We start from the raw sequence: 25,926 nt of genomic DNA, 5'->3' as shown, positions 1-25,926 counted from the left end.
ATGGTACATTTTGTTGGTGCAGGCCCCGGCGCACCGGACCTCATCACCCGGCGGGGCGCGGCCCTGCTTCAGAAAGCCGACTGCATCATCTATGCGGGCAGTCTGGTGAACCCGGCCCTGCTGGGCCTTGCAAAGGCAGATTGCGCCATTTATAACAGCGCTGAAATGACGCTGGAGCAGGTGCTGGATGTGATGCGGCAGATGGAAGCTGCGGGTAAGATCACCGTGCGCCTGCACACCGGCGACCCCTGCCTTTACGGTGCCATCCGGGAGCAGATGGATGTGCTGGATGCCGAGGGCGTTCCCTACGATGATACCCCCGGTGTGTCCAGCTTCTGCGGTGCAGCGGCGGCACTGAATGCAGAGTACACGCTGCCCACCGTGAGCCAGACCGTCATCATCACCCGCATGGAGGGCCGCACCCCGGTGCCGGAAAAAGAAAAGCTGGCAAGCCTTGCTGCCCACGGGGCAACGATGGTCATTTTCCTATCCATCGGCCTCGTTGACAAGGTGCAGGAGGCTCTGCTGCAAGGGGCCTACACCCCCGGAACGCCTGCCGCTGTGGTCTACAAAGCCACATGGCCGGAAGAAAAAACGGTGCGCTGCACCGTAGGTACGCTGGCGGAAAGCGTTCATGCAGCGGGCATCACCAAAACGGCGCTCATCGTGGTGGGCGACTTCCTCGGCACCCGGTATGAGCGCAGTCGGCTCTACGACCCCGCCTTCACGACGGAGTTTCGCAAAGGAGCCGACGCATGAGCCGCGCCTATGCCGCCTTTACTGAGACCGGGCTGGCGCTGGCAGAAACACTGGCGCGCGCGCTGCCCGGCCCTGTGACCCGCTGCGGGCACGGCGGGCCTTCGCTGGCAGAGTGGACCGCCGCCGCGTTTGCCCAAAACGAGGCCCTGATCTTTGTGGGGGCCGTGGGCATCGCAGTGCGGGCCATCGCGCCGTTTTGCCGCAGCAAGGCCAGCGACCCGGCGGTCGTGGTCGTGGACGAATGCGGACACTTTGCGGTGCCGCTGTTGTCCGGCCATCTGGGCGGTGCCAACGATCTGGCGCGAACCATCGCGGCCCTCTGCGGGGCCGTCCCGGTCATCACCACGGCCACCGATGCCCACGGCCTCTTTGCCGTGGACGAATGGGCAAGGCATCAAAACTGCCGGGTGCTGGAACCCGAACGCATCAAGACCGTCAGCGGGAAACTGCTGGCCGGGGAGCCGGTCTTATTCTGGTCGGAGTTTCCCATCGCAGGCCCGGCCCCGGCCGGGGTGAATGCGGCACCAGCGCCGGAAGCTGCCGACTTTGCTCTGACCCTCTCCCCCGCCGGGAATGCCCTGCATCTGACCCCGCGCATCGGGGTGCTGGGCATCGGGTGCCGGCGCGGGACGACGGCAGAGCAGCTGGAAGCCGCCTTTTCCGCCTTCTGTGCCGCCCACACACTGGCCCCGCAGTGCATCGCAGCCGCCGCCAGCATCGACCTGAAGCAGAACGAGGCCGGGCTTCTTGCGTTCTGCGCGGCGCACCGGTGGGGCCTCTCGTTCTTCTCTGCCGAAGCGCTGCAGACCGCCCCCGGCAGCTTTACGCCTTCGGCCTTTGTGCAGAGCGTTACCGGCGTGGACAATGTCTGCGAGCGGGCAGCCGTTTTGGCGTCCGGCGGGAGCATCTGCATCCCCAAACAGGCGGGCGGCGGCGTGACCTTTGCGCTGGCCCTTTCCCCCTTTGCCCCAGATTGGAGGGTTTCTTCATGACGAACACCGTTTTTGTGGTCGGGCTTGGCCCCGGCGGCCCGCAGTTTCTGACCGCACAGGCGCAGAGCGCCTTAACGCAAGCCGAGGTGCTGTGCGGCTATACGGTCTATCTGGACCTTGTGCGCCCCTATTTCCCGGAAAAAGAATATTATTCCACCGGCATGACCAAGGAGATCGACCGCTGCCGCTGGGCGCTGGAAACGGCACGGCACGGCAAAGTCGTCGCACTGGTCTGCTCCGGCGACGCAGGCGTTTACGGCATGGCCAGCCCTGTGCTGGAACTGGCGCAGGATTACCCGGACGTTGCCGTAGAAGTGGTGCCCGGCCTTACGGCCGCCCTCAGCGGTGGGGCTGTGCTGGGCGCGCCGCTGGCCCACGATTTCTGCGTGATCTCCCTTTCCGACCGGCTCACCCCGTGGGAGGTCATCGAAAAGCGGCTGGCCTGCGCCGCGCAGGGCGATTTCTGCGTGGCACTGTACAATCCCTCTTCCAAGGGCAGGCCGGACTATCTGGCCAGAGCCGTCCGCATCCTGCTGGACCACGGCAAACCGCCGCAGACCGTCTGCGGACTGGTGCGGAACATCGGGCGGGAGGGACAGACCCACCGCATCCTGACCCTGGCGGAACTGGAAACCGCCCCGGTGGATATGTTCACCACCGTCTTCATCGGCAACACCGCCACCCGGCAGCTGGGCGGAAAGATGGTCACACCGAGGGGGTATCGCGCATGAAGATCGTCGTGTTCAGCGGCACCACCGAGGGCCGTCTGTTCTCCCGCCAGCTGGCCGCGCAGGGGGCCGAAGTCCTCGTCAGCGTAGCGACCCCGCTGGGAGCCGAAGAGCAGGGCCGGTTGCAGGGTGTCACCGTCCACTGCGGGCGGCTGACGCCGGAGGAAATGACCACCCTGCTGCAGGGGGCCGCCCTCTGCGTGGACGCCACCCATCCCTATGCGGTGGACGCCACCAAAAACATCCGGTCTGCGTGTAAAACCGCCTGCATTGAGTACCACCGCCTGCTCCGGGCCGAAAGCCCGCTCCCGGCGGGGAGCATGGTCTTTCAGTCGGCCGCACACGCGGCAGAGTTTCTTGCAAACACCTGCGGCAATATCCTGCTTGCCACCGGTGCCAAGGAGCTCGCGGCCTTTTCCGGCATCGAGCCTGCCCGCCTGTTCCCCCGTGTGCTGCCCACCCCGGAGGGCATCGCAGCCTGCGAGGCCGCGCACATCCCTCACAAAAACATCATCGCGATGCAGGGCCCCTTCTCCTATGCGCTGAATCGGGCCCTGCTGGAGCAGTTCCAGATCCGGTACCTCGTCACCAAGGACGGCGGCGCAGCGGGCGGCTTTGCCGAGAAGGCACAGGCCGCGCAGGACACCGGCGCACAGCTCATCGTCCTTCGCCGCCCCGCAGAGCAGGGCGAAACGGCGGAGCAGATCCTGACCCGCTGCAAGGAGGTGCTGGCATGGTCACACTGATTGGAATGGGGGCCGGACTGCCCGGCTCCCTGACCGCCGAAGGGCTTGCGGCCCTGCAACAGGCCGACCTCATTTTAGGCGCCCGGCGGCTGCTGGAGCACCTGCCGGACGGCTGCACCGAACACCGGAAGGCGCTGTACAAGCCGGAGGAGATTCTGACCTGCCTTGCGGAGCATCCGGAGGGAGACACAGCCCTGCTTTACAGCGGCGATACCGGATTTTACTCCGGGGCTTCCGGGCTGCTGCCCATGCTGCGGGCCTGCGGCATCTCCTGCCGCGTCCTGCCCGGCCTCTCCAGCGTCCAGCTGCTCGCGGCGGCGGTCGGCCGCCCCTGGCAGGACTGGAAGCTGGTCTCGGCCCATGGCTGCGCCTGCGACCCGGTGGCCGAGTGCCTGACGGCGGATGGCCGACCGGTCTTCTTCCTGACCGGCGGCTCCGAGACCCCTGCCACCCTCTGCCGCACCCTGACCGCCGCCGGGCTGGGGCAGGCCCATGCGCTGGTCGGCGAACAGCTCGGCGCACCGGAGGAGAAGATCTTCTTCGGCACCGCGCAGGAAGTTTCGCAAAAAAGCACGGCATCCCTGAGCGTTCTGCTCATCGAACATCTGCCCCAGCCGCCCCGGCGCTGTGCCGGGTTCCCGGACGAAGCCTTTCTCCGGGGAGATGTTCCCATGACGAAGCAGGAAGTCCGCGCTGCCGCGCTGGCAAAGCTGGCCGTCCGCCCCACAGACACGCTGTGGGATGTGGGGGCCGGTACCGGCAGTGTCAGTGTGGAACTGGCCCTTGCCGCCCCGCGCGGGCGGGTCTATGCCGTGGAATGCGACCCGGAGGCCTGCGCTCTTATCCGGAAGAACCGGGAGCGTTTCGCAGCCTGGAATCTGACCCTCATCGAGGGGAAAGCCCCCCAGGCTCTGGAAGCTCTGCCCGCCCCGGACGCCGTTTTCCTCGGCGGCACCAAGGGCAGCATGGAGGCCGTGGTGGACGCTGTGCTGGCCAAAAACCCGCAGGCCCGCCTCTGCATTTCGGCCATTGCGCTGGAAACGCTGGGCGCTGCCATTGCCGCCCTCACGGCCCGGGGCCTGACCGCAGAGGTAACGCAGATCGCCGTCAGCCGCACAAAACCGGCGGGCCGACTGCACCTGCTCATGGCCAATAACCCCATCTTCCTCATTACGGGTACACGCAAATGATGCAATTCCTCATCGCCGCGCCTTCTTCCGGCAGCGGCAAGACCACTGTTGCCTGCGCAGTGCTGGCGGCGCTGAAAAAGCGCGGGGCCGACCCCTGTGCGTTCAAAAGCGGGGCGGACTACATCGACCCCATGTTCCACCGGGCCGTGCTGGGGGTCGAGAGCCACAACCTCGACCTCTTTTTCTCCGCACCGGATACCGTGCGCGCCCTTTATGCACAGGGTGCCGCCGGGCACGGGGCGGCGGTGTGTGAGGGGGCCATGGGCTTTTACGACGGTCTGGGCGGCGTGACCGACACGGCCAGCGCCTGGCATCTGGCCGACACGCTGGGCCTACCGGTGCTGCTGGTCGTCCCGGCCAAAGGGGCCAGTTTGACCCTGGCCGCGCAGATCAACGGGCTGAAAACGTTCCGCACCCCCAGCCGCATCGTCGGCGTTCTGCTCAACGACTGCACCTCTGCTTTGTACAAGATGCTCAAACCGATGCTGGAAAGGGAGACCGGCCTGCCGGTGCTGGGGCATCTGCCTCGCCTGCCGGAGGCGTCCATCGAGAGCCGTCATCTGGGGCTGAAGACCGCCGGGGAGATCGCCGGGCTTCAGCAAAAGATTGCCCTGCTTGCGGATGCGCTGGTGCTGGACTGGATGCAGTTCCAGGCCCTGACCGACCGGCCTGCACCGCTGGCTCAGCCTGCCGCCCGCGCCCCGGCGCGCACCCGCATCGCCGTTGCGCAGGACGAAGCCTTTTGCTTTACCTATGCCGAAACGCTGGAGGCCCTGACCGCCGCCGGGGCCGAGCTTGTCCCATTCAGCCCCCTGCACGATGCGGCCCTTCCGCCGGAGCTTGGCGGGCTGTATCTGCCCGGCGGCTACCCGGAGCTGTACGCAGGCCCGCTGAGTGGGAACCGCTCGATGCGGGCTTCTGTGCGGCAGGCTGTGGAGCACGGTCTGCCCACCGTGGCCGAGTGCGGCGGCTTCCTCTATCTGGGGCAGACGCTCGAAGACGCCGACGGTGCCGTCTGGCCCATGGCGGGCGTCCTGCCGGGCAGCGGCTTTCCGGTCGGGCGGCTGGTGCGGTTCGGGTACGCGGAGCTGACCGCCCGCGCCGACAGCCTGCTGTTCCGCGCCGGAGAGTCCTTCCCCGCCCACGAGTTCCACCACTGGGACTCGACCGCGAACGGCACGGCGTTGACCGCTGCAAAAGCCAATGGCCGCAGCTGGGCCTGCAGCTTTGCCAATGAACATCTCTATGCGGGCTTCCCGCATTTATACTGGGCGGGCACGCCCCTGCCCCGGCGGTTTGTGGAAGCCGCCGTACTCAATCACCAGAAGGAGCAGACCCCATGACCGAACCGGAACTGAAACAGCTTCTCACCGCCATCACCCCGCCCAGCGAGACCGCCCGCGCGGCGGCACACGCCCACTGGGCCAGCCTTGCAAAGCCTCTGGGCGGGTTGGGCCGGCTGGAGACCATGCTGGAGGATGCCGCCGCCCTTACCGGCACGGCGCAGCTCGCCTTTGACCGCCGGGCCGTCCTCGTGCTCTGCGCGGATAACGGCGTGGTGGCGCAGGGCGTGAGCCAGACCGGGCAGGAAGTGACCCGTGCCGTGGCCGAAAACCTTGCGGCGCGGCGGACGAGCGTCTGCCAGATGGCAAAAACGGCCCGCTGCGAGGTCGTGCCGGTGGACATGGGCATGGCAGGTGCCCCGGTGCCGGGCGTTGTCCCCCGCCGCATCGCCGCCGGAACGGCAGACTTCACCCAAGGCCCCGCCATGACCCGCACCCAGGCTGTGGAGGCCATCGCGGCGGGCATCGAACTGGTGCGGGCACAGAAAGCGCAGGGGTGCCAGCTGCTCGCCACCGGTGAAATGGGCATTGGCAATACCACCACCTCCAGCGCTGTGGCGGCAGTCCTGCTCGGCCAGCCTATTGAGGTCATGACCGGGCGGGGCGCGGGCCTTTCCGACGCCGGGCTGGCCCGCAAGCTGGACGCCATCCGGCGCGGCATCGCCCGCAACCAGCCCGACGCTGCCGACCCGCTGGACGTGCTGTCCAAGCTGGGCGGCTTTGACATCGCCGGGCTGTGCGGGGTCTTCCTTGGCGGCGCACTGGAAGACCTGCCCATCCTGATGGATGGTTTCATCAGCGGGGTGGCGGCCCTGTGCGCGGTGCGGCTCTGCCCCGCCGCCGCCAAGGCCGTGTTCGCCAGCCACTGTTCCACCGAGCCTGCGGCCCGGCTGGTGCTGGAAGCGCTGGGCAAGGCCCCGCTCCTGACGGCGGGGCTCCACCTCGGCGAGGGCACCGGGGCTGTGGCCGCGCTTCCGCTGTGGGATCTGGCACTGGCGGTCTACGACCACTGCTATTCCTTTACGGAGGGCGGCATCCTGCCGTATACCCCCCAATGCTGACGCTGGTGGTCGGCGGCGCAGCCAGCGGAAAAAGCGCGTACGCCGAACGCCTTGTGCTGCAGACCGCGCTCCCGCGCTATTACCTTGCCACGATGCAGGTATGGGACGCCGAGTGCGCCGCACGGGTGGAAAAGCACCGCCGGATGCGGGCGGAAAAGCAGTTCGAGACATTGGAGTGCCCCCTGCATCTGGGCACGGTGCACCTGCCCGCGCGGGGCACCGTCCTGCTGGAAGACCTCGGCAACCTGACCGCCAACGAACTTTACGACCCCGCCGGGGCGGGCGAAGCCGCCGCTTCGGTCATTCTGGACGGTCTGGACCAATTGGCCGCGCAATGTGAACACCTCATCGTTGTTTCCAACGAGGTGTTCAGCGGCGGGGCAAACTACGCGGGCGACACCGACCGGTATCTGAAGGCTCTGGCGCAGGTCAACAACACTCTTGCGGCCCGCGCCGATGCGGTGGTGCGGGTGGTATGCGGCATCCCGGTATACTATAAAGGAGTCGAAAAATGATCGTTTTGCAGACCATTGCGGTGGCCTTTGCCATGTTTTCGGCCATCCCGGTGCCGCAGTTCGACTGGAACGAAAAAAATATGCGTTATGCCATGTGCGCCTTCCCGCTCATCGGCGCGGTGTGCGGGGCCCTGTGGTACCTATGCGGGGCACTGCCGCTCCCGGCACTCGTCCGGGCGGGCGGGTTCTGCCTCATCCCCGTCTGGGTCACAGGCGGCATCCATCTGGACGGCTACGCCGACACCTGCGATGCCCTTTCCAGCTACGGCGACCGAGAAAAGAAGCTGGAAATATTAAAAGACCCCCATTGCGGTGCCTTTGCGGTCATCCGGCTGTGCAGCTATTTTCTGGCCTATTTTGCCCTGTGCACGGCCGTGCAGTTCACGCCGCGCATCGGCCTCTGCTGGACGCTGGCACTGGTGCTGGAACGGGCGCTTTCGGGCCTTGCCATCGCCTCCTTCCCGCTGGCCAGGAGCACCGGCCTTGCCCACACGTTCGCTTCTGCGGCAGACCGCAAGGCCGTTCGCAGCGTCCTGCTGGTGCTGGCGGGCCTGCTCTGCGCTGCGCTGGTGCTGCTGGGCGGCGGGGCGCTCGTTCTTGCGGCGCTTCTTGTTTTCTGGCGCTATCGTGTTGTTTCTGACCGGCAGTTCGGCGGCATCACCGGCGACCTTGCCGGGTGGTTTTTGCAAAAGGCCGAGCTCTGGATGCTGGCGGCGCTGTGTGCCTGCCAGTGGGGAGGGCTGCTATGATCTTTATTACCGGGCCGCTCTACAGCGGCAAGCGCACCTTTGCGCAGAACTTTCCCGGCACCCGCATCACCGATGTACAGGAGCTGGCCGCAGCGGCGGAGGATCTGGAAAGCCTTGCAGACCGCCTCGCTGCGTATGATTTCGTCCTCGCCACCGAGGTGGGCGGCGGCGTCGTGCCCATGGACGCAGCCGAACGCGCTGCGCGGGAAGCCGCCGGGCGGCTGGCCTGCCTGCTGGCCGCACGGGCAGAGTGCGTGGTGCAGATGTTCTGCGGCATCCCCACGGTTTTGAAAGGAGAATTGTCTCAATGCTGATCTATCTTCTGCGTCATGGCCAGACGGAATACAACGCCCAGAAGCGTTATCAGGGCCAGCGCGACATCCCGCTCTCACCCGAAGGGCGGGCCCAGCTCCGCCAGGCCGACCTCCGGCCCCGGACGGTCTACATCACCCCGCTCTGCCGCACCCGCCAGACCGCCGAGGTGCTCTTCCCAGACGCCGATCTCGTGGAGGTACGCGATTTGCAGGAGATGTGCTTTGGCAGCTTTGAGGGCCGCAATTTCATCGAGATGGAAAAGGACCCCGAGTATCAGGCATGGGTGAAGGCCAACTGCGAAAGCCCCTGCCCCGACGGTGAGACGAAGGCGGTCTTCTCCGAGCGGGTCTGCAAGGCGTTCTCCGCACTGGTGGACCAGGCCCTTGCCGACGGCGAGGAGACCCTCGTCATTCTGGCCCACGGCGGCACCCAGATGGCCGCCATGGAGCGCTATGCGCTGCCCCATGCAGATTACTACCACTGGTGTGCCCCGAATGCGGGCGGCTATCTGCTGGATGCCCGCGACTGGGCCGAACAACGGGTGCTCCACCTCGTGCGCACCGTGCAATACACAAAGGAGGCGGCAGAATGATCGGAGTAGCCGTTTTGGGCGGGTTCGTGCTGGATCTTCTCTTTGGCGACCCGGCGTGGCTCCCCCACCCCGTGGTGTACATGGGCAGGGTCATCTCCGCGCTGGAACGGCGGCTGCGCGCCCGCCTGCCCGGCACCCCGCAGGGCGAGCTGCTGGGCGGTGCCGTGACGGCGTTCTGCCTGCCGGTGGGCACCTTTCTGGTCACGAGCCTTGTGTGTCTGGCGGCGGCAAAGCTCAGCCCGTGGCTGGGCCTTGCGGTGCAGATGTTCTGGTGCGGGCAGGCGCTGGCGGCAAGGGGCCTTGCGCAGGAGAGCACCCGCGTCTACCGGGAGCTCGTCAAGCCGGACCTGCCCGCCGCTCGCAAAGCCGTGAGCCGCATCGTGGGCCGCGACACCCAGAACCTGACCGCAGAGGGTGTGACCAAAGCTGCGGTGGAAACGGTGGCCGAAAATGCCAGCGACGGCGTCATTGCGCCGTTGCTGTATATGCTCATCGGCGGGGCACCGCTGGCGCTGACCTACAAGGCTATCAATACCATGGACAGCATGCTGGGCTACAAAAACGAGAAGTATCTTTACTTTGGACGCGCAGCCGCGAAGCTGGACGATGCGGCGAACTATCTGCCCAGCCGGATCGCCGGGCTGCTCTGGGCCGCTGCGGCGGCGCTCACCGGGAACAGCGCTTCGGGCGCGTGGAAGATCTGGCGGCGGGACCGCCGGAACCATGCCAGCCCCAACAGCGCCCAGACCGAAAGCGCCTGCGCCGGTGCACTGGGCGTGCAGCTGGCCGGCCCGGCTTACTATTTTGGCGAATATTATGACAAACCCACCATCGGCGACCCTCTGCGGCCCATTGAGCCGGAGGATATCCGCCGCGCCAACCGGATGATGTATGCCGAAAGCCTGCTGGCACTGGCCATCGGGCTGGCAATCCGGCTGGCGGTCTGTAGATTCATGTAAGGAGACGACCCATGGAAAACTTGGTACACGGCGGCGACTGGGCCGGATACCGGGCACAGTTCGGGCGGGACGCGCTGGATTTTTCGGCCAATGTCAGCCCGCTGGGCCTGCCGGAAGGGGTGGCAAAGGCCATTACGGCGTCCCTTGCCACGGCAGACCGCTACCCCGACCCGCTGTGCCGGGAACTGCGGGCAAAGCTCGCCCTGCACGAGGGTGTGCCCGCAGACCACATCCTCTGCGGCAACGGCGCGGCAGACCTCATCTTCCGGCTGGTATGGGCCAAAAAGCCCCGCCGGGCGCTGGTCACCGCCCCCACGTTTGCCGAATATGCCGCCGCGCTCGAAACCGTCGGCTGCACGGTGGAGCGCTTCATCTTGCAGGCGGCAGATGATTTTGCGGTGCCGGAAGCATTCCTCTCCGCCATCGACGACCGGGTGGACCTCGTCTTCCTCTGTCAGCCCAACAACCCCACCGGCCAGCTCACCCCGCCGGACTTCGTGGCCCGCATCCTGCAGCGCTGCACCGCCTGCGGGGCGCTGCTCGTGCTGGACGAATGTTTCCTCGATTTTCTGCCCGACCATGCGCAGCTGACCGCAAAGCCGCTGCTGGGCAGCGGCGATCTTCTGATCCTGAAAGCCTTCACCAAGCTTTACGGCATGGCAGGCGTCCGGCTGGGGTACGCTCTGAGCGCGGACACGGCCCTGCTGGACGCCATGCAGCACACCGGCCAGCCCTGGGCTGTTTCCAGCCTGGCGCAGGCAGCGGGGCTGGCCGCGCTGGACGAGACCGCCTACGTGGAGCAGGTCCGCGCCCTCATCGCGGCGCAGCGGCCCCTGCTGGCCTCCGGCCTGCGGGCTCTGGGGCTGCGGGTGCTGGACGGGCGCGCCAATTATCTGTTGTTCCAAGGCCCCGAAACTCTGGGCGAGACCCTGCGGCAGAAGGGCGTTGTCCTGCGCAGCTGCGGCAATTATCCGGGCCTTGATGCCAGCTGGTACCGCACCGCCGTGCGCACAGCGGCGGAAAATGAGCAGCTGCTCCAGACCCTTTCGGAGGTGTTTTCATGAGCAAAGCCCGGTGCATTATGGTGCAGGGCACCATGAGCGGTGCGGGCAAAAGCCTGCTGTGCGCGGCGCTGTGCCGCATCTTTGCGCAGGATGGCTACCGCGTGGCCCCTTTCAAAAGCCAGAACATGGCCCTGAACAGCTTCGTCACCCGCAACGGTGCAGAGATGGGCCGTGCTCAGGTGGTGCAGGCACAGGCTGCAGGCGTGGAGCCGGATGTGCGCATGAACCCCATCCTGCTCAAGCCCAGCAGCGATGTGGGCAGTCAGGTGATCGTGAACGGCAAGGCCCGGGGCCAGATGTCCGCCGCCGCCTACTTTAAAATGAAAAAATCGCTCATCCCGGACATCCTCGCCGCCTACAACAGCCTGGCCGAGGATGTGGACATCATCGTGATCGAAGGCGCGGGCAGCCCGGCGGAGATCAACCTGAAAGCCGACGATATCGTGAACATGGGCCTTGCAAAGCTGGTGGATGCGCCGGTGCTGCTGGCGGGCGATATCGACCGCGGCGGCGTATTCGCGCAGCTGTACGGCACCGTGGAGCTGCTGGAAGCCGACGAGCGTGCCCGCATCAGGGGGCTCATCATCAACAAGTTCCGGGGCGATGTGGAGATCCTGCGGCCCGGCCTTGCCATGCTGGAAGAAAAAACGCAGCTGCCCGTGCTGGGCGTAGTGCCGTACCTGCGGGTGGAGATCGAGGACGAGGATTCTCTCTCCGAACGGCTGGACGCCGACAAAGCGGTCAAGCCGCTGGACCTCGCCATCGTCCGGCTGCCCCACATCTCGAACTTCACCGACTTTATCCCGCTGGAACAGCACCCGCTGCTGGGCGTGCGGTATGTACAAAACGCGCGCACCCTCGGCACACCCGACCTGATCCTGCTGCCCGGCACCAAGAACACCATGGACGACCTGCGCTGGCTGCGGCAGTCCGGTCTGGAACCGGCCCTGCTCAAGCTGGCTGCGCGGGGCACCCCGGTCTTCGGCGTGTGCGGCGGCTATCAGATGCTGGGCGAAACGCTGGCCGACCCCATGGGCAGCGAGAGCGGCCGTCCGCAGACCCTGCGCGGGCTGGGTCTGCTGCCCACCCGCACCGTCTTTACTGCGCAGAAACGCCGCACCCAGACCCGCGCCACCGCCACAGCCGGGCCGTTTGCCGGGGCCGCGCTGACGGGCTATGAGATCCACACCGGCCGCACCGAGGTGCAGGGCCTCCCCTTCTGCACCCAGGCCGATGGCCACCCCGAAGGCTGCGTGCAGGACGGTGTATTCGGTACCTACCTGCACGGCCTGTTCGACACCGGCGAATTGACCGAAAAACTGACCGCATTTTTGTGCAAACGGAAGGGCATCCGCCCCGAAAGTGCCGCGCTCATCCCGATGGAGCAATACCGCCAGCAGCAGTTCGACCGGCTGGCCGACGGGGTACGCAGCGCTCTGGATCTGGATGCCCTCTACGCCGCAATGGGCCTGAACGGAAGGAGCCGCACATGACACCGCAGCATCATCTGCCCGCCGACATTGAACGGACGAGCATCTCCATTATCACAAGGGAACTGGACGAGCTGGGCCTGACCCCGCCGCCGGAGACGGCTGCGGTGGTCAAGCGGGTCATCCACACCACCGCGGATTTCGATTACGCCCGGAATCTGCGCTTCACGCCGGGTGCCGTCGCCGCCGGAGTCGCCGCCCTGCGGGCCGGGACGCCCATCGTTACCGACACCAATATGGCGCTGGCGGGCATCACACGGCCCGGCCTTGCCAAAGTGGGCAGCGCGGCGCTCTGCTACATGGCCGACCCGGAGGTCGCCGCTGCCGCCAAGGCCGCCGGGACCACCCGCGCTGTGGCCTCCATGCACCGGGCCGCGCAGGAGCATCCGGGTGCCATCCTGGCCGTCGGCAATGCCCCCACAGCCCTTCTGACCATCGCCGAAGAGATCGAGGCTGGGCTGCGGCCTGCACTGGTCATTGGCGTGCCGGTGGGGTTTGTGAATGTGGTGGAAAGCAAGGAAGTACTGTTTGCCGCCTGCGAGCGATACGGCGTGCCTGCCATCGCTGCCATGGGCCGCAAGGGCGGCAGCAATGTGGCTGCAGCCATCTGCAACGCCCTCATTTACTCTGCCGCCGAAATGCTGGACCCCTCTGCCAGAGGGTGGAAATAGGCTGAAACACGCAAGGCCGCTCCCCTGCACAATGCACGGGAACGGCCTTGTTTGCTGTCCATTCAAAACGCCTCCGGACGGTCTGCGCGCCCTCCCAGTTCCATGGGAGGGGCACACTCCATCCGGAGGCGTCTGTTTTTATTCCACGGTCACGCTCTTGGCCAGATTGCGCGGCTTATCCACGTCACAGCCGCGCAGAACAGCCATATAATAGGCAAACAGCTGCAGCGGCACAATGAGCTGCAGCGGCATGAGCAGGTCGTCGTAATCGTCCAGACGGACGACATAGTCTGCCACACCGTCCGGCACCACGGCGTCTTTCGTCGTGAAGAGCAGGACCTTCGCGCCCCGGCTCTTGGTCTCCTTGGCATTGGAAATGGTCTTTTCGTACACCTGTTTCTGGGTGGCCAGTGCGATCACCGGCACGCCATCGGTGATCAGGCTGATGGTACCATGTTTCAGTTCACCGGCTGCATAGGCATCCGAGTGCACATAGCTGATCTCCTTGAGTTTCAGGCTGCCCTCCAGCGAGAGCGCATAGTCGAACCCGCGCCCAATGAAGAAGCAGCTCTGGGTGTTCACATAGCGGCTGGCAAGGTACTTGATCTGCTCACAATCTGCAAGGCGCGGCTTGATGACCTCGCTGGCGCGGAGAAGCTCTGCGGTCAGGCGGCGGGTCTCGGCCTCGGTCTGGGCACCGCGCGCATAGGCCAGCCGCAGTGCAAACAGATACAGCACGCACATCTGCACCATATACGCCTTGGTGGATGCTACCGCGATCTCCGGCCCGGCGTAGGTGTACATTACATAATCTGCGGCACGTGCAATGGAGCTGCCCACCACATTCACGATGGCCAGCACCGGCACGCCGCGGCTCTTGGCCAGCTTGAGCGCTGCCAACGTGTCGCTGGTCTCGCCGGACTGGCTGATGATGATGACCAGATTGTTCTTTTCCAGAATGGGGTCCCGGTAACGGAACTCGCTGGCAATGTCCACCTCGGCGGGCACACGGGCCAGCGCTTCAATGGCAGATTTGCCCACCATACCGGCATGCATAGCCGTACCGCAGCCCACCAGATGGATGGTGCCGATGCCCCGCAGCTTTTCATCCGACAGCTCCGGGATGCGCAGCACCGGCAGTCCGTCCTCTACACGGGGGCTGACCGTGGCCATAATGGCCGCAGGCTGCTCGTTGATCTCCTTGAGCATAAAGTGGGGATAGCCGCCCTTTTCGGCAGCTTCCATATCCCAATCGGCGGTCAGGACCTCCCGCTCCACCGGCTCGGCGAACTCGTTGTAGAAGCGGATGCCCTCCCGCGTCACGACGGCAAGGTCGCCCTCTTCGAGAACGCTGTACCGGCGGGTATACTTGAGCAGTGCCGGAATATCCGAAGCCACAAAGTTTTCGCCCTCGCCCCAGCCGACGATCAGCGGGCTTTCCCGCTTGACTGCAAAAATGGTGTCCGGGTAATCCCGGAACAGCACGGCCAGCGCATAGCTGCCGCGCACCATGCTCAAAGCCTCGTGGATGGCCTGCAGCGGCTCGCCCTCGTAGCAGCTGTCGATCAACTTTACCAGCACTTCGGTGTCGGTCTCGCTCTCAAAGGTGTAGCCCTTCGCGATGAGCCGCTCCTTCAGGATGCCGTAATTTTCAATGATGCCATTGTGCACAATGCTCACACGCGGGGTCGAATGCGGGTGGCTGTTCACATCGCTGGGCTCGCCATGGGTAGCCCAGCGGGTGTGGCCGATGCCGCAGCCGCTCTCGGCCAGGGCCTGCAATTCCAGCTTTTTGCGCAGCTCGGCCAGGCGGCCCTTGCTCTTGACCACGCGGATGCCGCCGTCCAGCGCAAGCGCCACACCGGCGGAGTCGTACCCGCGATACTCCAGCTTTTCCAGACCATCCAGCAGCACGTCCTGCGCACTGCGCTTACCGACATAACCAACAATGCCACACATACAAAATACCTCCATACCGACAGCCCGGCGCTCAACATGCGCACAGAACAGCTGTCAGCTTCTCTTCCAGTTTATGTTCTTGTATGGCTTTCTTTGAAGGGATCTGTTGCGGTATTGCTGCCGTTTTTTGCCCCTTGCTGCGATCGGTATAGCCTGTTCGACCGGAGAAACATCCGCCGAATCTTTCGATGATTCCTCTCCTCGTCACCCTCGCGGCTGTCACCCGCGTGGCCCGGCGCTTTGTGTCAACAAAAAGTCCACATTCCTTCTTTCGATGCCCTCTCAAGGTCTTCTCTTTGTACAACCTCTCCGTCAATGCTTCGCATTGCCACCTCTCCTGGTAGGAGAGGCCTTGGCAGTCCTTGCAACGTCTCCGGTTTCGGGTCACCTCCCCAGCATCTTATGCAGCCTTGGCTGCCAGACCAGGCGGTAGACCTGCAATAGATTATGAATGGCCCGGTCGTACAGCACAAAGGCAACATTGCCCATGACCAGCGTTGCCAGCGAGACAGCCAGCGCGGTGGTGCGCAGCTCCTGCGAAATGCTGCCTGCCGGCACCAGCAGAAATACCAGCCCGTACATCGCCGCCAGCGCCCCATTGCAGAGCAGCAGCTTGCACACACCCCGCAGCAGCTTCGGGCGGATGCGCTCAAACTTCGGCTTTGCCAGCGGGTAATACCCCAGCAGAAAGACGAAGACGAGAGCCACCTCTTTGTCCGGCACGAACAGCAGGCTGAGCAGGCTCACCGCGCCGTAGGCCGTAAGGGCCATCTTCATGCCGCACTCCATGCAGACCGTAGCGATGAGCAGGCTGGCTGCGGCCGGTGCAATGAACATCAGCACCGGCACCACGGCCCCCAGCAGCATCAGCGCGACGCTCAGCGCCGCCGCCATGCCGCAGTAGGCCATAGCCCAGCTGCTGCGGCCCTTCACGGCAGCTCCCAGCGCACCGGCTGGTTCTCGGCGTCCAGCGGGTCCACCGCATGGCGCAGGCCGAGGATCATGATATTGTCGATGAGCGATTTGTTCAGCTTGACGTCCAGCATCCCGTAGGCGCGGACCAGGTCGTTCGCTGCGGCCAGCGCCTGCCGCCGGGCATTTTCCATGGCGGCATCCTCCTCATGGATGCCATTGACCAGAAACACATTGTACCGGCCCACCTTGCGGTCCTCTTCCACCCGGCTGGCCTTATCCAGCAGATAGAACACCCGCCCGATGCTGCTGCCGATGTAGCGCATGCTCTTGCGCTGGCTGGGGTCGTCGGTGGCAAGGGTGGAATACAGTGCACCGTAAATGTTGCTCATCGGCTCAGCCGCCACGCTGTAGTTCTTGGCGCTCAGGTTCATCTGCACCACGGCCTGGGCCTGTTCCTGCCCAAACAGACGTTCCAGCGCAGGGTTTTCGTTCACCGCCTTCTCGTAGGCGCGGCGCAGGAGAGCGTGATCCACCGCGCGGAACAGCTGGCTCCGGAGCGGCAGCTCGTCCCAGCGGCGGTCCTGCAGCTTATGCCAGCCCATCATCACTTCCACCTGTGCCGCCAGGCGGATGCCCTGGGTCTGGCACATCATCCGCCTGCAGCAGAGCGTACCGGGCAGGCGCTGGTTGACGCAGGTAGCCGACCGGCCGGCCAGACTGTCCGCCAGAAGCGCGAACAGCACACCGTTGTGTTGCAGCAGCCGACAGGAGTAGAACCCGTAGCTGCGGCTCATCTGCCAGCGCACCCCCCGCAGATACCACAGATATGTATTATAATCGCGGATGGTAAGCTCCGGAAGATAGGGTCTCATGCGCCCTTCCATTGCCGTCCTCCCTTTCCAGCAGCCTCGCGCTGCATGTTCTTACAGTAATATAAGTATACCTTTTTTCGGTCTTGGATGCAACTGACGAAATGTAAAAGATTCGCACCTTGTCAGCCCCGGAAAGCAACAGCCGCACCAAACTTTCCCGTTCGGTGCGGCTGTAAAGTATTACTTTTGCTTATTTTTTCTCGAAACGGCCGGTGGAACGCTTGCCGTCAAAGCCCTGTTTGGGCATGGGCTTTGCCTTGTGCTCAAACTTCGGGGCCTCGTAGTACATATACAGCTGGCAGGGGATCATGCCGTTGTACATCTTGCGGCGCTTGTTGGCACGCTTGCCGTAGTGGGTCTCAAAATCCATATCGGCAGTGATCGCATACACGCCTGCACAGGGGTGTGCTTCCATCTGCCGGCCCAGCGTGCGGGCCAGCTTTGCAGCACCTTCAATGGTGCTCATGCGCTCGCCATACGGGGGATTCGTCAGCACGATGGCTTCGGGTCTGGCCTCAAAGGCTGCCACATCAGCCACTTCAAAGTGGCAGCGCTTTTCCACACCGGCCAGCTTTGCATTGGCGTTGGCCAGAGCCACAGCGGCAGGGTCGATATCATAGCCAAAGGCTTCAAAGCCCACATCCAGCTTGGCCTCGGCCAGTGCCTTCTGACGCTGCTCGGCCCAGATGGTTGCCGGCACAAAGCCATAGCGCTCGGCGGCAAAGCGGCGCTTCAGGCCGGGGGCAATGTTCATGGCTTTCTGAGCAGCTTCGATCAGCAGCGTGCCGCTGCCGCAGAAGGGGTCCTCCACCAGACTGTCGCGGCGCACACGGCCAAGGTCTGCAATGGTAGCCGCCAAAGTCTCGCGGATGGGTGCCTCCATGGCGTTGCGGCGGTAGCCGCGCTTGTGCAGGCCGTCGCCGGTGGTGTCCAGCATGATCTCACACTGATCCTTGCGCAGCATGAAGCGGATCTTGTACTCCGCGCCGGTCTCCGGCAGCACAGAGGTGTGGTGCTTTGCCATCAGGCGCTTGACCACAGCTTTTTTGATGATGCTCTGGCAGGCAGGCACACTGGACAGCTGGCTGTTCAGCGAAGAGCCGGTGACCGGAAAGGCTGCGTCTGCGGGCAGCAGCTCCTCCCACGGGATATCGTACACGCCGTCGAACAGGTCATCAAAGGTGGCGGCCCTGTAGCGGGCCAGCAGCAGCATCACGCGCTCCACCGTGCGCAGATTGAGGTTTGCAGCAGCGATCATCTCTGCGCCACCCTCAAAGGTCAGGCGGCCGTCGCTGACCCGGATGTTCTCCGCGCCGATGCGGCGCAGCTCGAAGTTGGCCGTGGACTCGCAGCCGAAGAAGCAGGGCGCGATCAGTTCAAATTTTGCAGGCATTTAGCGTTCCTTTCTTGCGCCGGGGCGCAGTTCACAAAAACAGGCCCGTCCCGGCTGGGGACAGGCCCGATCAGTTCATTGGGTTCAGCGGCCGCGGCGGGAGCGCGGGGCATAACCACCGCCGCGGCGGTTATTGGTCTCGTGATCAAGATCGGCCATCTTCTCTTCGCTCTGGCTCTTGAAGCGGCTCATCATGTCCTCAAAACTCATGTTATCGGAACGGACGGGAGCCTTGGGCTGCCATACACGGGGTGCGCTGTCGCGGGCAGGGCCTCTGCCGCCCTCACGCGGGGGGCGTCCGCCGCCGCGGGAACCACCAAAATGTCCGCCCTCACGCGGGGCACCGCTGCGCGGGCCGCCGGGGCGGGGGCCGCGGTCCGTGCGGGCCGGGCGCGGCAGCAGGCGCTTGATGGACAGCGCGATCTTGCCATCCGGTGCCACCTGAATGACCTGCACCTTCACGGTATCGCCGTCGTGCAGGACGGTGTTGATGTCCTGCACATATTCATTGGACACCTCGGAAATATGGACCATGCCTACACGGCCCTCCGGCAGTGCGACAAAAGCGCCAAACGGCTTTACACCGGTGACGCGGCCCTCGAATACGTTCCCTACCTCAATTGCCAAAACTCAATACTCCTTGCTCTCTTTTTGGGTGGCTGTTCCGGGGCGGGCCGTAGACCCTCCCGGAGGACCCGCCCTCAGTTGCCGGTCACATCCACAAAGATGCGCTCGTTGGGTGCAGCGTAATTGTAAGAATCCCGCGCGACCCACTCGGTGATCTGGTCTGCATCGCCGCTGAGAATGCGCTGCATCTCCTCGTTTTCAGTCTTTTGCTGGGCGATCTGCTCGTTCAGCGTGTCCAGCTCCGCACGTTTGGAGCTGATGGTGACCTGATTGGAAATGTATGCTGCCAGCATACTCAGCAGCAGCAAAAGAAAGAACAGCCGGAACACCGTGCGCAGCACCGTGTTCTTTCTGCGTTTTTTGCGGCTCGGATTCGTCATAACTCAGTGCCCCCTGAAATCAGCAGGCCCGATGCGCCTGTGGTCTTACTTTGATACGTTAGAATTATACAACATCCGCTGTGGTCTTGGCAAGTTCTTTTTTTGTTTTTTTGCGTTCCTTTTTGCGTTCCGGCGTTCTTTGGCACGTTTGGAACGCGCTTTTCGGGCCAGCAGCACCGGCGTGAGGAGCCGCCGGGCTCCTTGCAGCGGAAGCCCCAGCACAAAGAACACACCCCGCACCGGCCCGCGCAGCACACGTTCTGCCGCCCACGCGCCAAAGACGGCCGCCGCCAGCTGATACCACCGCAGCACCCCGCCGAAGCTCAGCGACGCCGCATAGGACTGCAGCCCCAGCAGCAGCGCCCCCACGAGCAGCACGTCCGGCAGAAAGGCCCCCGGCCTTTTTCCGGGAACAGCGCCCTTGCCCCGCCCAGAACGGCCCCCAGCAGAACGCAGGCTGCCGCCTCCCGCCCAATGAGCCCCGCCGGAAGTGCCGGGGCCATCAGCGCAGCAGACGGCGCAGCAGGCCGCCCGGCGTCCGCTCGGCCGTATATTCCAGCGCGTCGATGCGGCCGGTCAGGCGCACCTCCCCGCTCTCCAGGTCGAGGCTGGTCACGTTCAGCTCGGCTCCCGTCAGGTGCAGCACCCCTTTGCCCGTTTCCATCGCGGCGCTGTCGGCATCGCACCGCAGCACCCGCTTCACACCGGTCACCGTCAGTTTGCTGCGGCCTTCCAGGATCAGGTCGTGGGGCGGAGCGGGCGTTTTTTCGGCGGTCTTGTTCATGGCACAACTCCCCTTTTTCTCACTGTATGAAGGGCAGGGTGCTGTTATTCGTTATTTGACTTCCTGTTCCAGATTCCGGAACAGCTCCAAATCGAATACACGTTTCCGTCTTATTCCGAAAGGATCTCGTACATCTCGCGGGCCACATCCTTGGTGCGCGGCTCCACATCCGAGAGCACCTTTACCTTGATGGGCCGGTTGCCGAAGGTCACCTCGATGATGTCGCCCGCCTTGACGGCCTGACTGGCCTTGGCGATCTTGCCGTTGATGAGGATGCGGCCTGCATCGGCCACCTCGTTTGCCACGGTGCGGCGCTTGATCAGACGCGAAACTTTCAGGTATTTGTCCAATCGCATGATCGTATCTTTCCGCCCGTTTCTGCCGGGACCCGCAGGCTCCCGCAGCAAGGGGCTTTTTCTTATTCTGCTCGTGTTCTGCTCGTGCAAAGCCGGCAAACTTTGACGGAGAGGGGTAACAAAAACCGCCGGAACCAGCTGCGGCCCCGGCGGCAAAGATCGAACTTACAGGGTGTCCTTCAGGGACTTGCCGGGCTTGAACACGATGCTGCGGGAAGCGGCAATGGTGATCGACTCACGGGTGCGGGGGTTGATGCCCTGACGCTCGGCGCGCTCACGCATCTCAAAGGTGCCAAAACCGGAAATGGTGATCTTTTCGCCCTCAGACATGGCCTTGCTCAGTGCTTCAAACACAGCATTGACAGCCTGCTCAGCGCTCTTCTTGCTCATCTCAGTGTTCGCAGCAACCTGTGCGATCAGATCGGTCTTCGTCATAGTAGTAAAACCTCCACAAAATTTGTACTCATCATTTTCTATCTATCGGAGCAGGCGTTTCGGCCTGATACCCGTTCGCTCCCGCCTGTGGCGCCAGCAGCTCGTCCCGAAATTGCTTCGAGGCAAAGGTCAGCGCTTCCTCCGCGTCCACACCAGCCAGCCGCATGGCATTGGCCGCAGCAAACAGCAGTTCTCCCGCCCGTGCGGCGGCATCCTCCGGTGCAGCGGCGTCCCAGTTCTGTTCTGCCGCCCGCAGGGCAGCAGCCGCGCATTCCTGGTCCACTGCACCGAGGCCATGGCCTGCGGCGCGCTTCTGCAGCTTCTGGGCACGCATCAAAGCAGGCAGCGTAACCGGCACTGTGCCCAGCTCATCAGCCAGAGTGGTGCGGCCCTTTTCCTTATTTTTGAGCGCATCCCAGCCGTTTATACCCGCATTTTGTGCCGCCGAGGACGCAAAGATGTTCGGATGCCGGAACACCAGCTTCTCGCACACCTCACGGCAAACCTGTTCAAAATCGAACCGGCCCCGCTCCTCCTCCATGACGGCATGGAAGGCTACCTGCATCAGCACATCGCCCAGCTCTTCCCGCAGCATCGCGGGGTCGTCTGCATCCAGGGCTTCCAGTGCCTCATACGTCTCCTCCAGAAAATTTTTCCGGATGGACTGGTGCGTCTGCACCTTGTCCCACGGACAGCCTGTTTCGGGGTCGCGCAGGATGCGGAGGATCTCGATGAGGTCCTCTGCCGTATAATGCTCCCGCTCCGGCCAGTCCAGCATGGGCAAACGCTCCCTTCTGCTCCAAAAGTAGGGCTTTATTGTATCGCAGAATCCGCCATATTTCAAGGGGACAAGCGCATTTTCCGGTTTTTCGCTCCAAATGTTTCCAGATTTTTCACACTTTGGCACAAAAACGGACGGTATCCCGCACGGACACCGCCCGCTTCGGGCTGTTTCAATTTCAGGTCACAGCTGTGCACCGCACTTGTTGCAGAACAGTGCATCGTCCGAGACGGGAGCACCGCACTGCGGGCAGGTCTTCTTTTCCTCCGCAGCAGGCTGTGCGTCGGTGGGGAACTCAATAGTCACACTGTCCGCCGGTGCTTCGGGTTCCGGGGCAGCTTCCGCTGCGGGCGTCCCGATGCTCTCGCGCAGAGCGGCCAGATTTTTTTCGATGGCATCGATCATCTCGATATACTTATCCACCAGCGGCTGGTTTTCTTCCTTGCCCTTGGCCAGACTGTACACCAGTGCGCCCAACTGGCGCTGTGCGCGGGCGAGCTTGGTCTGCTCGTTCACGATCTTTGCCTGCGTCTTGCCGCGCTCGGCCAGATCCATTGCTGCATTTTTGCCTTTTTCGGCATATTCCAGACCCATTTCCTTGATCTTGTTGAAATCCATAAAAGACACCTCTCTCAGCGGAAGGGTACTTCCCCTCCTGTGCTTTCGGATGATGGTTTCATTATAGCGCACTCCACCTCTGATTGCAACGAATTTGCCGCAAGTTTTACAGTTTCGTGCGGATTTGGAAACAGATTTTTCGCATTTACACAAACTCCGGACAGCCCTTCGTCAGTTCGCCTCGCTGCCGTAGAATTCCCGCAGCATGCTGTCCTCCGGCAGCAGCTCCAGCTCCAGCGGTGCCACATGCTCAAAGCGGCGGGCTGTCTCGTCCCACAGCTCGGCATTGTGGCCTTCCAGCGTGAACTGACGGCGCACCACGCCCAGCAGCTTGGAGATCAGGCCCAGCTCGTAGGTAAAGGAGGTATCCAGCAAAAAGTCTGCCGTGGTTTTGAAGCCCTTGATATACCGCGTCTCACCGTCCAGCACGCGGTCCCACATGGCAAGGGTCTTTTCCGGGCTGCGGCCGCGCGCTGCAGCGTCCCGCAGGGTGCGGCGGCACAGGCGGATATCCTGCGTGTTGATGACGCGGCGGCCATCGATGCAGTATTCCTCCCGCAGGCCTGCATAGATGCGGTAGATGTCGTCGCCCTTTACAAGGCCGGTCAGCTCCGGGTTCAGCGCATGGATGCCCTCCACGATGCATACACCGCCCTGCAGGTCGATGGGCTCCACCTCTGCCGAGCGCTTTTCGGCAGAGAAATCGTAGATGGGCAGCACGGTCTTGCCCGTCTCGCTCAGCTCCCGCAGGCACTGCTTGATGAGCGGCAGATCCAGCGTATCGGGGTTCTCGTAGTCCAGCGTGCCGTCCGGCAGGCGCGGATAGAACTCTGCGCCTTTGAAGAAATTATCCAGACTGACCACCTGCGCCGGGGTCCCGCGCTTTTGCAGAGCCTTTGCAACGCAGTGGGCGCTGGTGGTCTTGCCGCTGGCCGACGGGCCGGTGAGCATGACGATCTTTGCACCGGAAAGCTGCACTTTCTGGGCGGCGTAATCTATCCTTTGGGCATAGCTCTGCTCACTCAGGTCGGCAAGTGCCTGCGGGCTGCGGGCTGCCACATTGTACAGATCGATCTCAACCAGACGTTTGGGTACCCAAATCGTGATCATAAAAATCAGCCACTCCTTTTTTGCGTTCCAGCACCTCCGCAAAACGCTGGATATATTCGTTCGGATACTTAAAATTGAAAATGCGCTGCATCCGTTTTCCGCCGTCGGCCACCAGCTTGGTGCTGCCGCCTGCACCGGCGGAGAGGATGGTCTGGACTTCCTCCATGATATAGATGTTGTAATATCCCTCGTGGCCCGGCTTGCACCAGCCCACGTTTTCCAGGTTCTGCAGAGTATTCTTCTGGCGGTAGAGGTAGTAGGGCCGGTAACCCGCCTCGGCCAGCAGATTGCACTTTTCCAGCATGGCGGCGACATCGGCGTAGTCGTTCTCCTTCTGGTCCTCAATGACGATGCGGGAAGCCCGCTTGAGGGTGAGGGTGTGCACGGTGATGTTCTCCGGGTCCAGCGCGATGGCCTGCCGCAGGCTGCGCTCAAAACTTTCCACCGTGTCGCCGGGCAGGCCGGCGATCAGGTCCATGTTGATATCATCATGACCGGCCTTGCGCGCTTCGGCATAGCAGTCCAGAATGTCCTGCGCCGAGTGCTTGCGCCCAATGCCCGCCAGCACCTCGTCCGAGAAGGTCTGCGGATTGATAGAGATGCGTGTAGCGCCGTATTCCTTAATGACCGCCAGCTTTTCGGCATCCGTGCAGTCCGGACGGCCTGCCTCCACCGTATATTCCACGACGCGGGAAAGGTCAAAGCACTGCCGCACGGTGCCCATCAGCTGCCGCAGCTGGTCGGCAGACAGGCTGGTGGGCGTGCCGCCGCCGATGTAGATGTTGCACAGTTTCAGGCCCGCCTTGTCTGCCTGAATGCGGATCTCTTCCACCTCTTTGCACAGGCAGTCCACATAAGGCTGCACCATCTTGCGGTCGCGGTCCAGATTGCAGCTGACAAAGCTGCAGTAGCTGCACCGGGACGGGCAGAACGGGATGCCGATGTACAGGCTGTAGGTCCCGGGTTCATTGCCCACTTTCAAAATCGGCTCCTGCAGGTCGGCAATGGCCTTGGCCATCTGGTATTTCTGCTGGGAGCAGTCGAACCGGTCAAGGAAAAAGTGGTCGATCTCCGCTTCCGTCCAGCCTGCGGCGCGCTTGTCGTGGATGAGCCGCACCGGGCGCACACCGGTCATTTTGCCCCATGGCGGGCGGATGCCGGTCCAATCCCGCAGCAGATCATAGGTCAAGCTGGCAAGAGCAAAGGCTTCGGTCTCGCCGTCCGGCCCCGGCAGCGGGGCGGAGACAGCCTCCTGTCCGCCGTGCTCCCGCACCAGCGCCAGCAGACCGTCCTGCTTCCGCTCGGCCCACACACAGTCCTCCCCAGCTTCGGGCGGAGTCAGGGTGAGCGGTGCCATTGGGTAAAACAAACGCACCAGATGCTCCACTTCGTAGCCGGATGCAAGCCCTGTGATATAGATCTTCATGTGTTCCTGCCTTTTTTATGCGTTCCGCAGTGCGGCTTTGATATAGTAGTTGGTCTCCAGCTCCTCGCCATAGGTCGAGAAATCCCCGTGGCCGGGCAGGAGCTGGGTCTCTTTGGGGATGGGCAGGCCCGCGAACTTGCGCAGGCTCGCCTCCAGCTTGCGGTCGCTGCCGCCTTCGAGGTCGGTGCGGCCGATGCTGCCCTGAAAGACCGTATCGCCCACAAAGAGATACTCGCCGCACAGCAGCACCACGCTGCCCTCGGTGTGGCCGGGGGTGTGCCATGCGGTGAAGGTCAGCTCATCCACCGAAAGGTTGGCCCCCTCTCCATAACCGAAATCGGCGCTCTTCAGGGGGAAGAGCTGGGTCCCGGCGCAGTCGGCGGCTTCGCACCAGATCTTTGCGCCCCACTCGCGGCTCAGCACACCGGCGCTGCCCACATGGTCGTAGTGGCCGTGGGTGCACAGGATGTGCGTCAGCACGGCACCGTGGTCCCGCAGGATCTTATCGTACTCCTGCACCCCGGCCGCCGGGTCGATGATGACCGCATGGCCTGCCTTGGTGAGCAGCAGAAAACTGTTGGTGTAAAACGGCGCAGAGCCGAGAAGATGAAATGCCTGCATGTTATCCCTCTCAATCCTTCTTTTTCCACTCGTCGGTATCGATGATAATGGTGCAGGGTCCTTCGTTCACAAGAGCCACCTGCATGTCCGCGCCAAACTCGCCGTGCTGAACATCCTTCAGGCCCTGTTTGTTCATCTCTGCAAGGAACAGCTCGTAGGCGTCCACTGCAAGCGGGGCTTTGGCTGCGTGGATGAAACTGGGCCGGAAGCCCTTTCGGGTGTCCCCATACAGGGTGAACTGGCTCACCACCAGAGCCGAATAGCCAAGGTCCTTTGCGCTGAGATTCAGCTTGTCGTTCTCATCCTTGAAGATGCGCAGGCCCGCGCATTTATCGGCAAGCTTGGGTACGATGTCCAGCGAGTCGGTGTCGCGGACGCCCAGCAGGATGACAAGGCCGGGGCCGATGGCACGGGGCTCGCCCCCATCGACCCGGACACTGGCCGACGAAACGGCCTGAATGACTGCACGCATGTT

General features: G+C 63.5%; 31 protein-coding genes. 15 read left to right on the top strand and 16 right to left on the bottom strand.

The genetic code is table 11. The features are described from left to right. From cobM to ACNQFG_RS08990, 15 genes are read left to right on the top strand one after another with little or no spacing between them, the layout of a single operon-like run. Positions 1-759 (top strand): precorrin-4 C(11)-methyltransferase, encoded by a 759-nt coding sequence (gene cobM / locus ACNQFG_RS09060; RefSeq protein ID WP_423404651.1) that lies wholly within the window; start codon positions 1-3, stop codon positions 757-759. Beyond that, complete coding sequence (locus ACNQFG_RS09055) at positions 756-1,751, top strand: cobalt-precorrin 5A hydrolase (RefSeq protein ID WP_423404650.1); 996 nt, start codon at positions 756-758, stop codon at positions 1,749-1,751. Before cobM ends, ACNQFG_RS09055 begins: the two co-directional genes overlap by 4 nt. Continuing rightward, complete coding sequence (gene cobJ / locus ACNQFG_RS09050; RefSeq protein WP_423404649.1) at positions 1,748-2,482, top strand: precorrin-3B C(17)-methyltransferase; 735 nt, start codon at positions 1,748-1,750, stop codon at positions 2,480-2,482. The genes ACNQFG_RS09055 and cobJ overlap by 4 nt, the downstream gene beginning before the upstream one ends. Beyond that, positions 2,479-3,225 carry a precorrin-6A reductase gene (cobK, locus tag ACNQFG_RS09045; RefSeq protein WP_423404648.1) on the top strand — a complete coding sequence of 249 codons (747 nt, stop codon included), beginning with the start codon at positions 2,479-2,481 and terminating at the stop codon, positions 3,223-3,225. Before cobJ ends, cobK begins: the two co-directional genes overlap by 4 nt. Continuing rightward, positions 3,213-4,415 (top strand): precorrin-6y C5,15-methyltransferase (decarboxylating) subunit CbiE, encoded by a 1,203-nt coding sequence (gene cbiE / locus ACNQFG_RS09040; protein ID WP_423404647.1) that lies wholly within the window; start codon positions 3,213-3,215, stop codon positions 4,413-4,415. The genes cobK and cbiE overlap by 13 nt, the downstream gene beginning before the upstream one ends. Then, positions 4,412-5,758 (top strand): cobyrinate a,c-diamide synthase, encoded by a 1,347-nt coding sequence (locus ACNQFG_RS09035; protein WP_423404646.1) that lies wholly within the window; start codon positions 4,412-4,414, stop codon positions 5,756-5,758. Before cbiE ends, ACNQFG_RS09035 begins: the two co-directional genes overlap by 4 nt. Next, positions 5,755-6,819, top strand: coding sequence for a nicotinate-nucleotide--dimethylbenzimidazole phosphoribosyltransferase (cobT, locus tag ACNQFG_RS09030; RefSeq protein WP_423404645.1), 1,065 nt, complete (start codon positions 5,755-5,757; stop codon positions 6,817-6,819). Before ACNQFG_RS09035 ends, cobT begins: the two co-directional genes overlap by 4 nt. Continuing rightward, positions 6,813-7,334 carry a bifunctional adenosylcobinamide kinase/adenosylcobinamide-phosphate guanylyltransferase gene (locus ACNQFG_RS09025; RefSeq protein ID WP_423404644.1) on the top strand — a complete coding sequence of 174 codons (522 nt, stop codon included), beginning with the start codon at positions 6,813-6,815 and terminating at the stop codon, positions 7,332-7,334. Before cobT ends, ACNQFG_RS09025 begins: the two co-directional genes overlap by 7 nt. Further along, the gene (locus ACNQFG_RS09020; protein WP_423404643.1) at positions 7,331-8,083 is read left to right on the top strand and encodes an adenosylcobinamide-GDP ribazoletransferase; all 753 of its coding nucleotides are present in this window, start codon (positions 7,331-7,333) and stop codon (positions 8,081-8,083) included. The genes ACNQFG_RS09025 and ACNQFG_RS09020 overlap by 4 nt, the downstream gene beginning before the upstream one ends. Further along, positions 8,080-8,397, top strand: a complete 318-nt coding sequence (locus ACNQFG_RS09015; RefSeq protein WP_423404642.1) for a bifunctional adenosylcobinamide kinase/adenosylcobinamide-phosphate guanylyltransferase — start codon at positions 8,080-8,082, stop codon at positions 8,395-8,397. The genes ACNQFG_RS09020 and ACNQFG_RS09015 overlap by 4 nt, the downstream gene beginning before the upstream one ends. Further along, entirely contained in the window at positions 8,391-8,990 is a 600-nt protein-coding gene (locus ACNQFG_RS09010) for a histidine phosphatase family protein (protein ID WP_423404641.1), read from the top strand. The genes ACNQFG_RS09015 and ACNQFG_RS09010 overlap by 7 nt, the downstream gene beginning before the upstream one ends. After that, positions 8,987-9,949: an adenosylcobinamide-phosphate synthase CbiB gene (cbiB, locus tag ACNQFG_RS09005; RefSeq protein ID WP_423404640.1), complete on the top strand. Its 963-nt coding sequence runs from the start codon at positions 8,987-8,989 to the stop codon at positions 9,947-9,949. Before ACNQFG_RS09010 ends, cbiB begins: the two co-directional genes overlap by 4 nt. Positions 9,950-9,960: 11 nt before the next feature. Beyond that, entirely contained in the window at positions 9,961-11,013 is a 1,053-nt protein-coding gene (cobD, locus tag ACNQFG_RS09000) for a threonine-phosphate decarboxylase CobD (RefSeq protein WP_423404639.1), read from the top strand. Beyond that, the gene (locus tag ACNQFG_RS08995; RefSeq protein ID WP_423404638.1) at positions 11,010-12,506 is read left to right on the top strand and encodes a cobyric acid synthase; all 1,497 of its coding nucleotides are present in this window, start codon (positions 11,010-11,012) and stop codon (positions 12,504-12,506) included. Before cobD ends, ACNQFG_RS08995 begins: the two co-directional genes overlap by 4 nt. Next, positions 12,503-13,174, top strand: coding sequence for a precorrin-8X methylmutase (locus ACNQFG_RS08990; protein WP_423404637.1), 672 nt, complete (start codon positions 12,503-12,505; stop codon positions 13,172-13,174). The genes ACNQFG_RS08995 and ACNQFG_RS08990 overlap by 4 nt, the downstream gene beginning before the upstream one ends. A 138-nt stretch (positions 13,175-13,312) precedes the next feature. Here the strand turns inward: ACNQFG_RS08990 and glmS are convergent, their stop codons facing one another. From glmS to dtd, 16 genes are all read right to left on the bottom strand, one after another. Continuing rightward, on the bottom strand, positions 13,313-15,133 hold the full coding sequence (gene glmS / locus ACNQFG_RS08985) for a glutamine--fructose-6-phosphate transaminase (isomerizing) (RefSeq protein ID WP_423404636.1): 1,821 nt from the start codon (positions 15,131-15,133) through the stop codon (positions 13,313-13,315). Between the two features lie 384 nt (positions 15,134-15,517). Further along, complete coding sequence (locus tag ACNQFG_RS08980; RefSeq protein ID WP_423404635.1) at positions 15,518-16,066, bottom strand: hypothetical protein; 549 nt, start codon at positions 16,064-16,066, stop codon at positions 15,518-15,520. Then, positions 16,063-16,920 carry a DUF5685 family protein gene (locus tag ACNQFG_RS08975; protein WP_423404634.1) on the bottom strand — a complete coding sequence of 286 codons (858 nt, stop codon included), beginning with the start codon at positions 16,918-16,920 and terminating at the stop codon, positions 16,063-16,065. Before ACNQFG_RS08975 ends, ACNQFG_RS08980 begins: the two co-directional genes overlap by 4 nt. A 190-nt stretch (positions 16,921-17,110) precedes the next feature. After that, positions 17,111-18,313 carry a THUMP domain-containing class I SAM-dependent RNA methyltransferase gene (locus ACNQFG_RS08970; protein WP_423404633.1) on the bottom strand — a complete coding sequence of 401 codons (1,203 nt, stop codon included), beginning with the start codon at positions 18,311-18,313 and terminating at the stop codon, positions 17,111-17,113. Positions 18,314-18,397: 84 nt separating this feature from the next. Then, complete coding sequence (locus ACNQFG_RS08965; protein WP_423404632.1) at positions 18,398-18,940, bottom strand: S1 RNA-binding domain-containing protein; 543 nt, start codon at positions 18,938-18,940, stop codon at positions 18,398-18,400. A 74-nt stretch (positions 18,941-19,014) separates the two neighbouring features. After that, positions 19,015-19,320, bottom strand: a complete 306-nt coding sequence (locus ACNQFG_RS08960; RefSeq protein ID WP_423404631.1) for a septum formation initiator family protein — start codon at positions 19,318-19,320, stop codon at positions 19,015-19,017. 45 nt (positions 19,321-19,365) lie between these two features. Beyond that, positions 19,366-19,698, bottom strand: coding sequence for a hypothetical protein (locus tag ACNQFG_RS08955; protein ID WP_423404630.1), 333 nt, complete (start codon positions 19,696-19,698; stop codon positions 19,366-19,368). A 124-nt stretch (positions 19,699-19,822) separates the two neighbouring features. Beyond that, positions 19,823-20,104 carry a YabP/YqfC family sporulation protein gene (locus ACNQFG_RS08950; RefSeq protein ID WP_097792547.1) on the bottom strand — a complete coding sequence of 94 codons (282 nt, stop codon included), beginning with the start codon at positions 20,102-20,104 and terminating at the stop codon, positions 19,823-19,825. A gap of 110 nt (positions 20,105-20,214) precedes the next feature. Beyond that, positions 20,215-20,460: an RNA-binding S4 domain-containing protein gene (locus ACNQFG_RS08945; RefSeq protein WP_423404629.1), complete on the bottom strand. Its 246-nt coding sequence runs from the start codon at positions 20,458-20,460 to the stop codon at positions 20,215-20,217. Positions 20,461-20,625: 165 nt separating this feature from the next. Next, on the bottom strand, positions 20,626-20,895 hold the full coding sequence (locus ACNQFG_RS08940; protein ID WP_423404628.1) for an HU family DNA-binding protein: 270 nt from the start codon (positions 20,893-20,895) through the stop codon (positions 20,626-20,628). 31 nt (positions 20,896-20,926) lie between these two features. Beyond that, positions 20,927-21,673, bottom strand: coding sequence for a MazG family protein (locus ACNQFG_RS08935; protein ID WP_423404627.1), 747 nt, complete (start codon positions 21,671-21,673; stop codon positions 20,927-20,929). A 186-nt stretch (positions 21,674-21,859) separates the two neighbouring features. Further along, the gene (locus ACNQFG_RS08930; protein ID WP_423404626.1) at positions 21,860-22,294 is read right to left on the bottom strand and encodes a zinc-ribbon domain-containing protein; all 435 of its coding nucleotides are present in this window, start codon (positions 22,292-22,294) and stop codon (positions 21,860-21,862) included. A gap of 171 nt (positions 22,295-22,465) precedes the next feature. Then, a complete protein-coding gene (locus ACNQFG_RS08925) occupies positions 22,466-23,404 on the bottom strand; it encodes a nucleoside kinase (protein ID WP_423404625.1) in 939 nt (312 codons plus the stop codon). Continuing rightward, complete coding sequence (gene hemZ / locus ACNQFG_RS08920; RefSeq protein ID WP_423404624.1) at positions 23,370-24,830, bottom strand: coproporphyrinogen dehydrogenase HemZ; 1,461 nt, start codon at positions 24,828-24,830, stop codon at positions 23,370-23,372. The genes ACNQFG_RS08925 and hemZ overlap by 35 nt, the downstream gene beginning before the upstream one ends. A 15-nt stretch (positions 24,831-24,845) precedes the next feature. Next, positions 24,846-25,451, bottom strand: coding sequence for an MBL fold metallo-hydrolase (locus ACNQFG_RS08915; RefSeq protein WP_423404623.1), 606 nt, complete (start codon positions 25,449-25,451; stop codon positions 24,846-24,848). Between the two features lie 10 nt (positions 25,452-25,461). Then, positions 25,462-25,923, bottom strand: a complete 462-nt coding sequence (dtd, locus tag ACNQFG_RS08910; protein WP_423404622.1) for a D-aminoacyl-tRNA deacylase — start codon at positions 25,921-25,923, stop codon at positions 25,462-25,464. Positions 25,924-25,926: the final 3 nt, after the last annotated feature.

Source organism: Faecalibacterium prausnitzii, assembly GCF_049532945.1.
In the GTDB taxonomy this organism is placed as follows: Bacteria; Bacillota; Clostridia; order Oscillospirales; family Ruminococcaceae; genus Faecalibacterium; species Faecalibacterium prausnitzii_N.
Note: the sequence above shows the minus strand (reverse complement) of the source record. Positions and strands in the feature narration are given on the sequence as shown.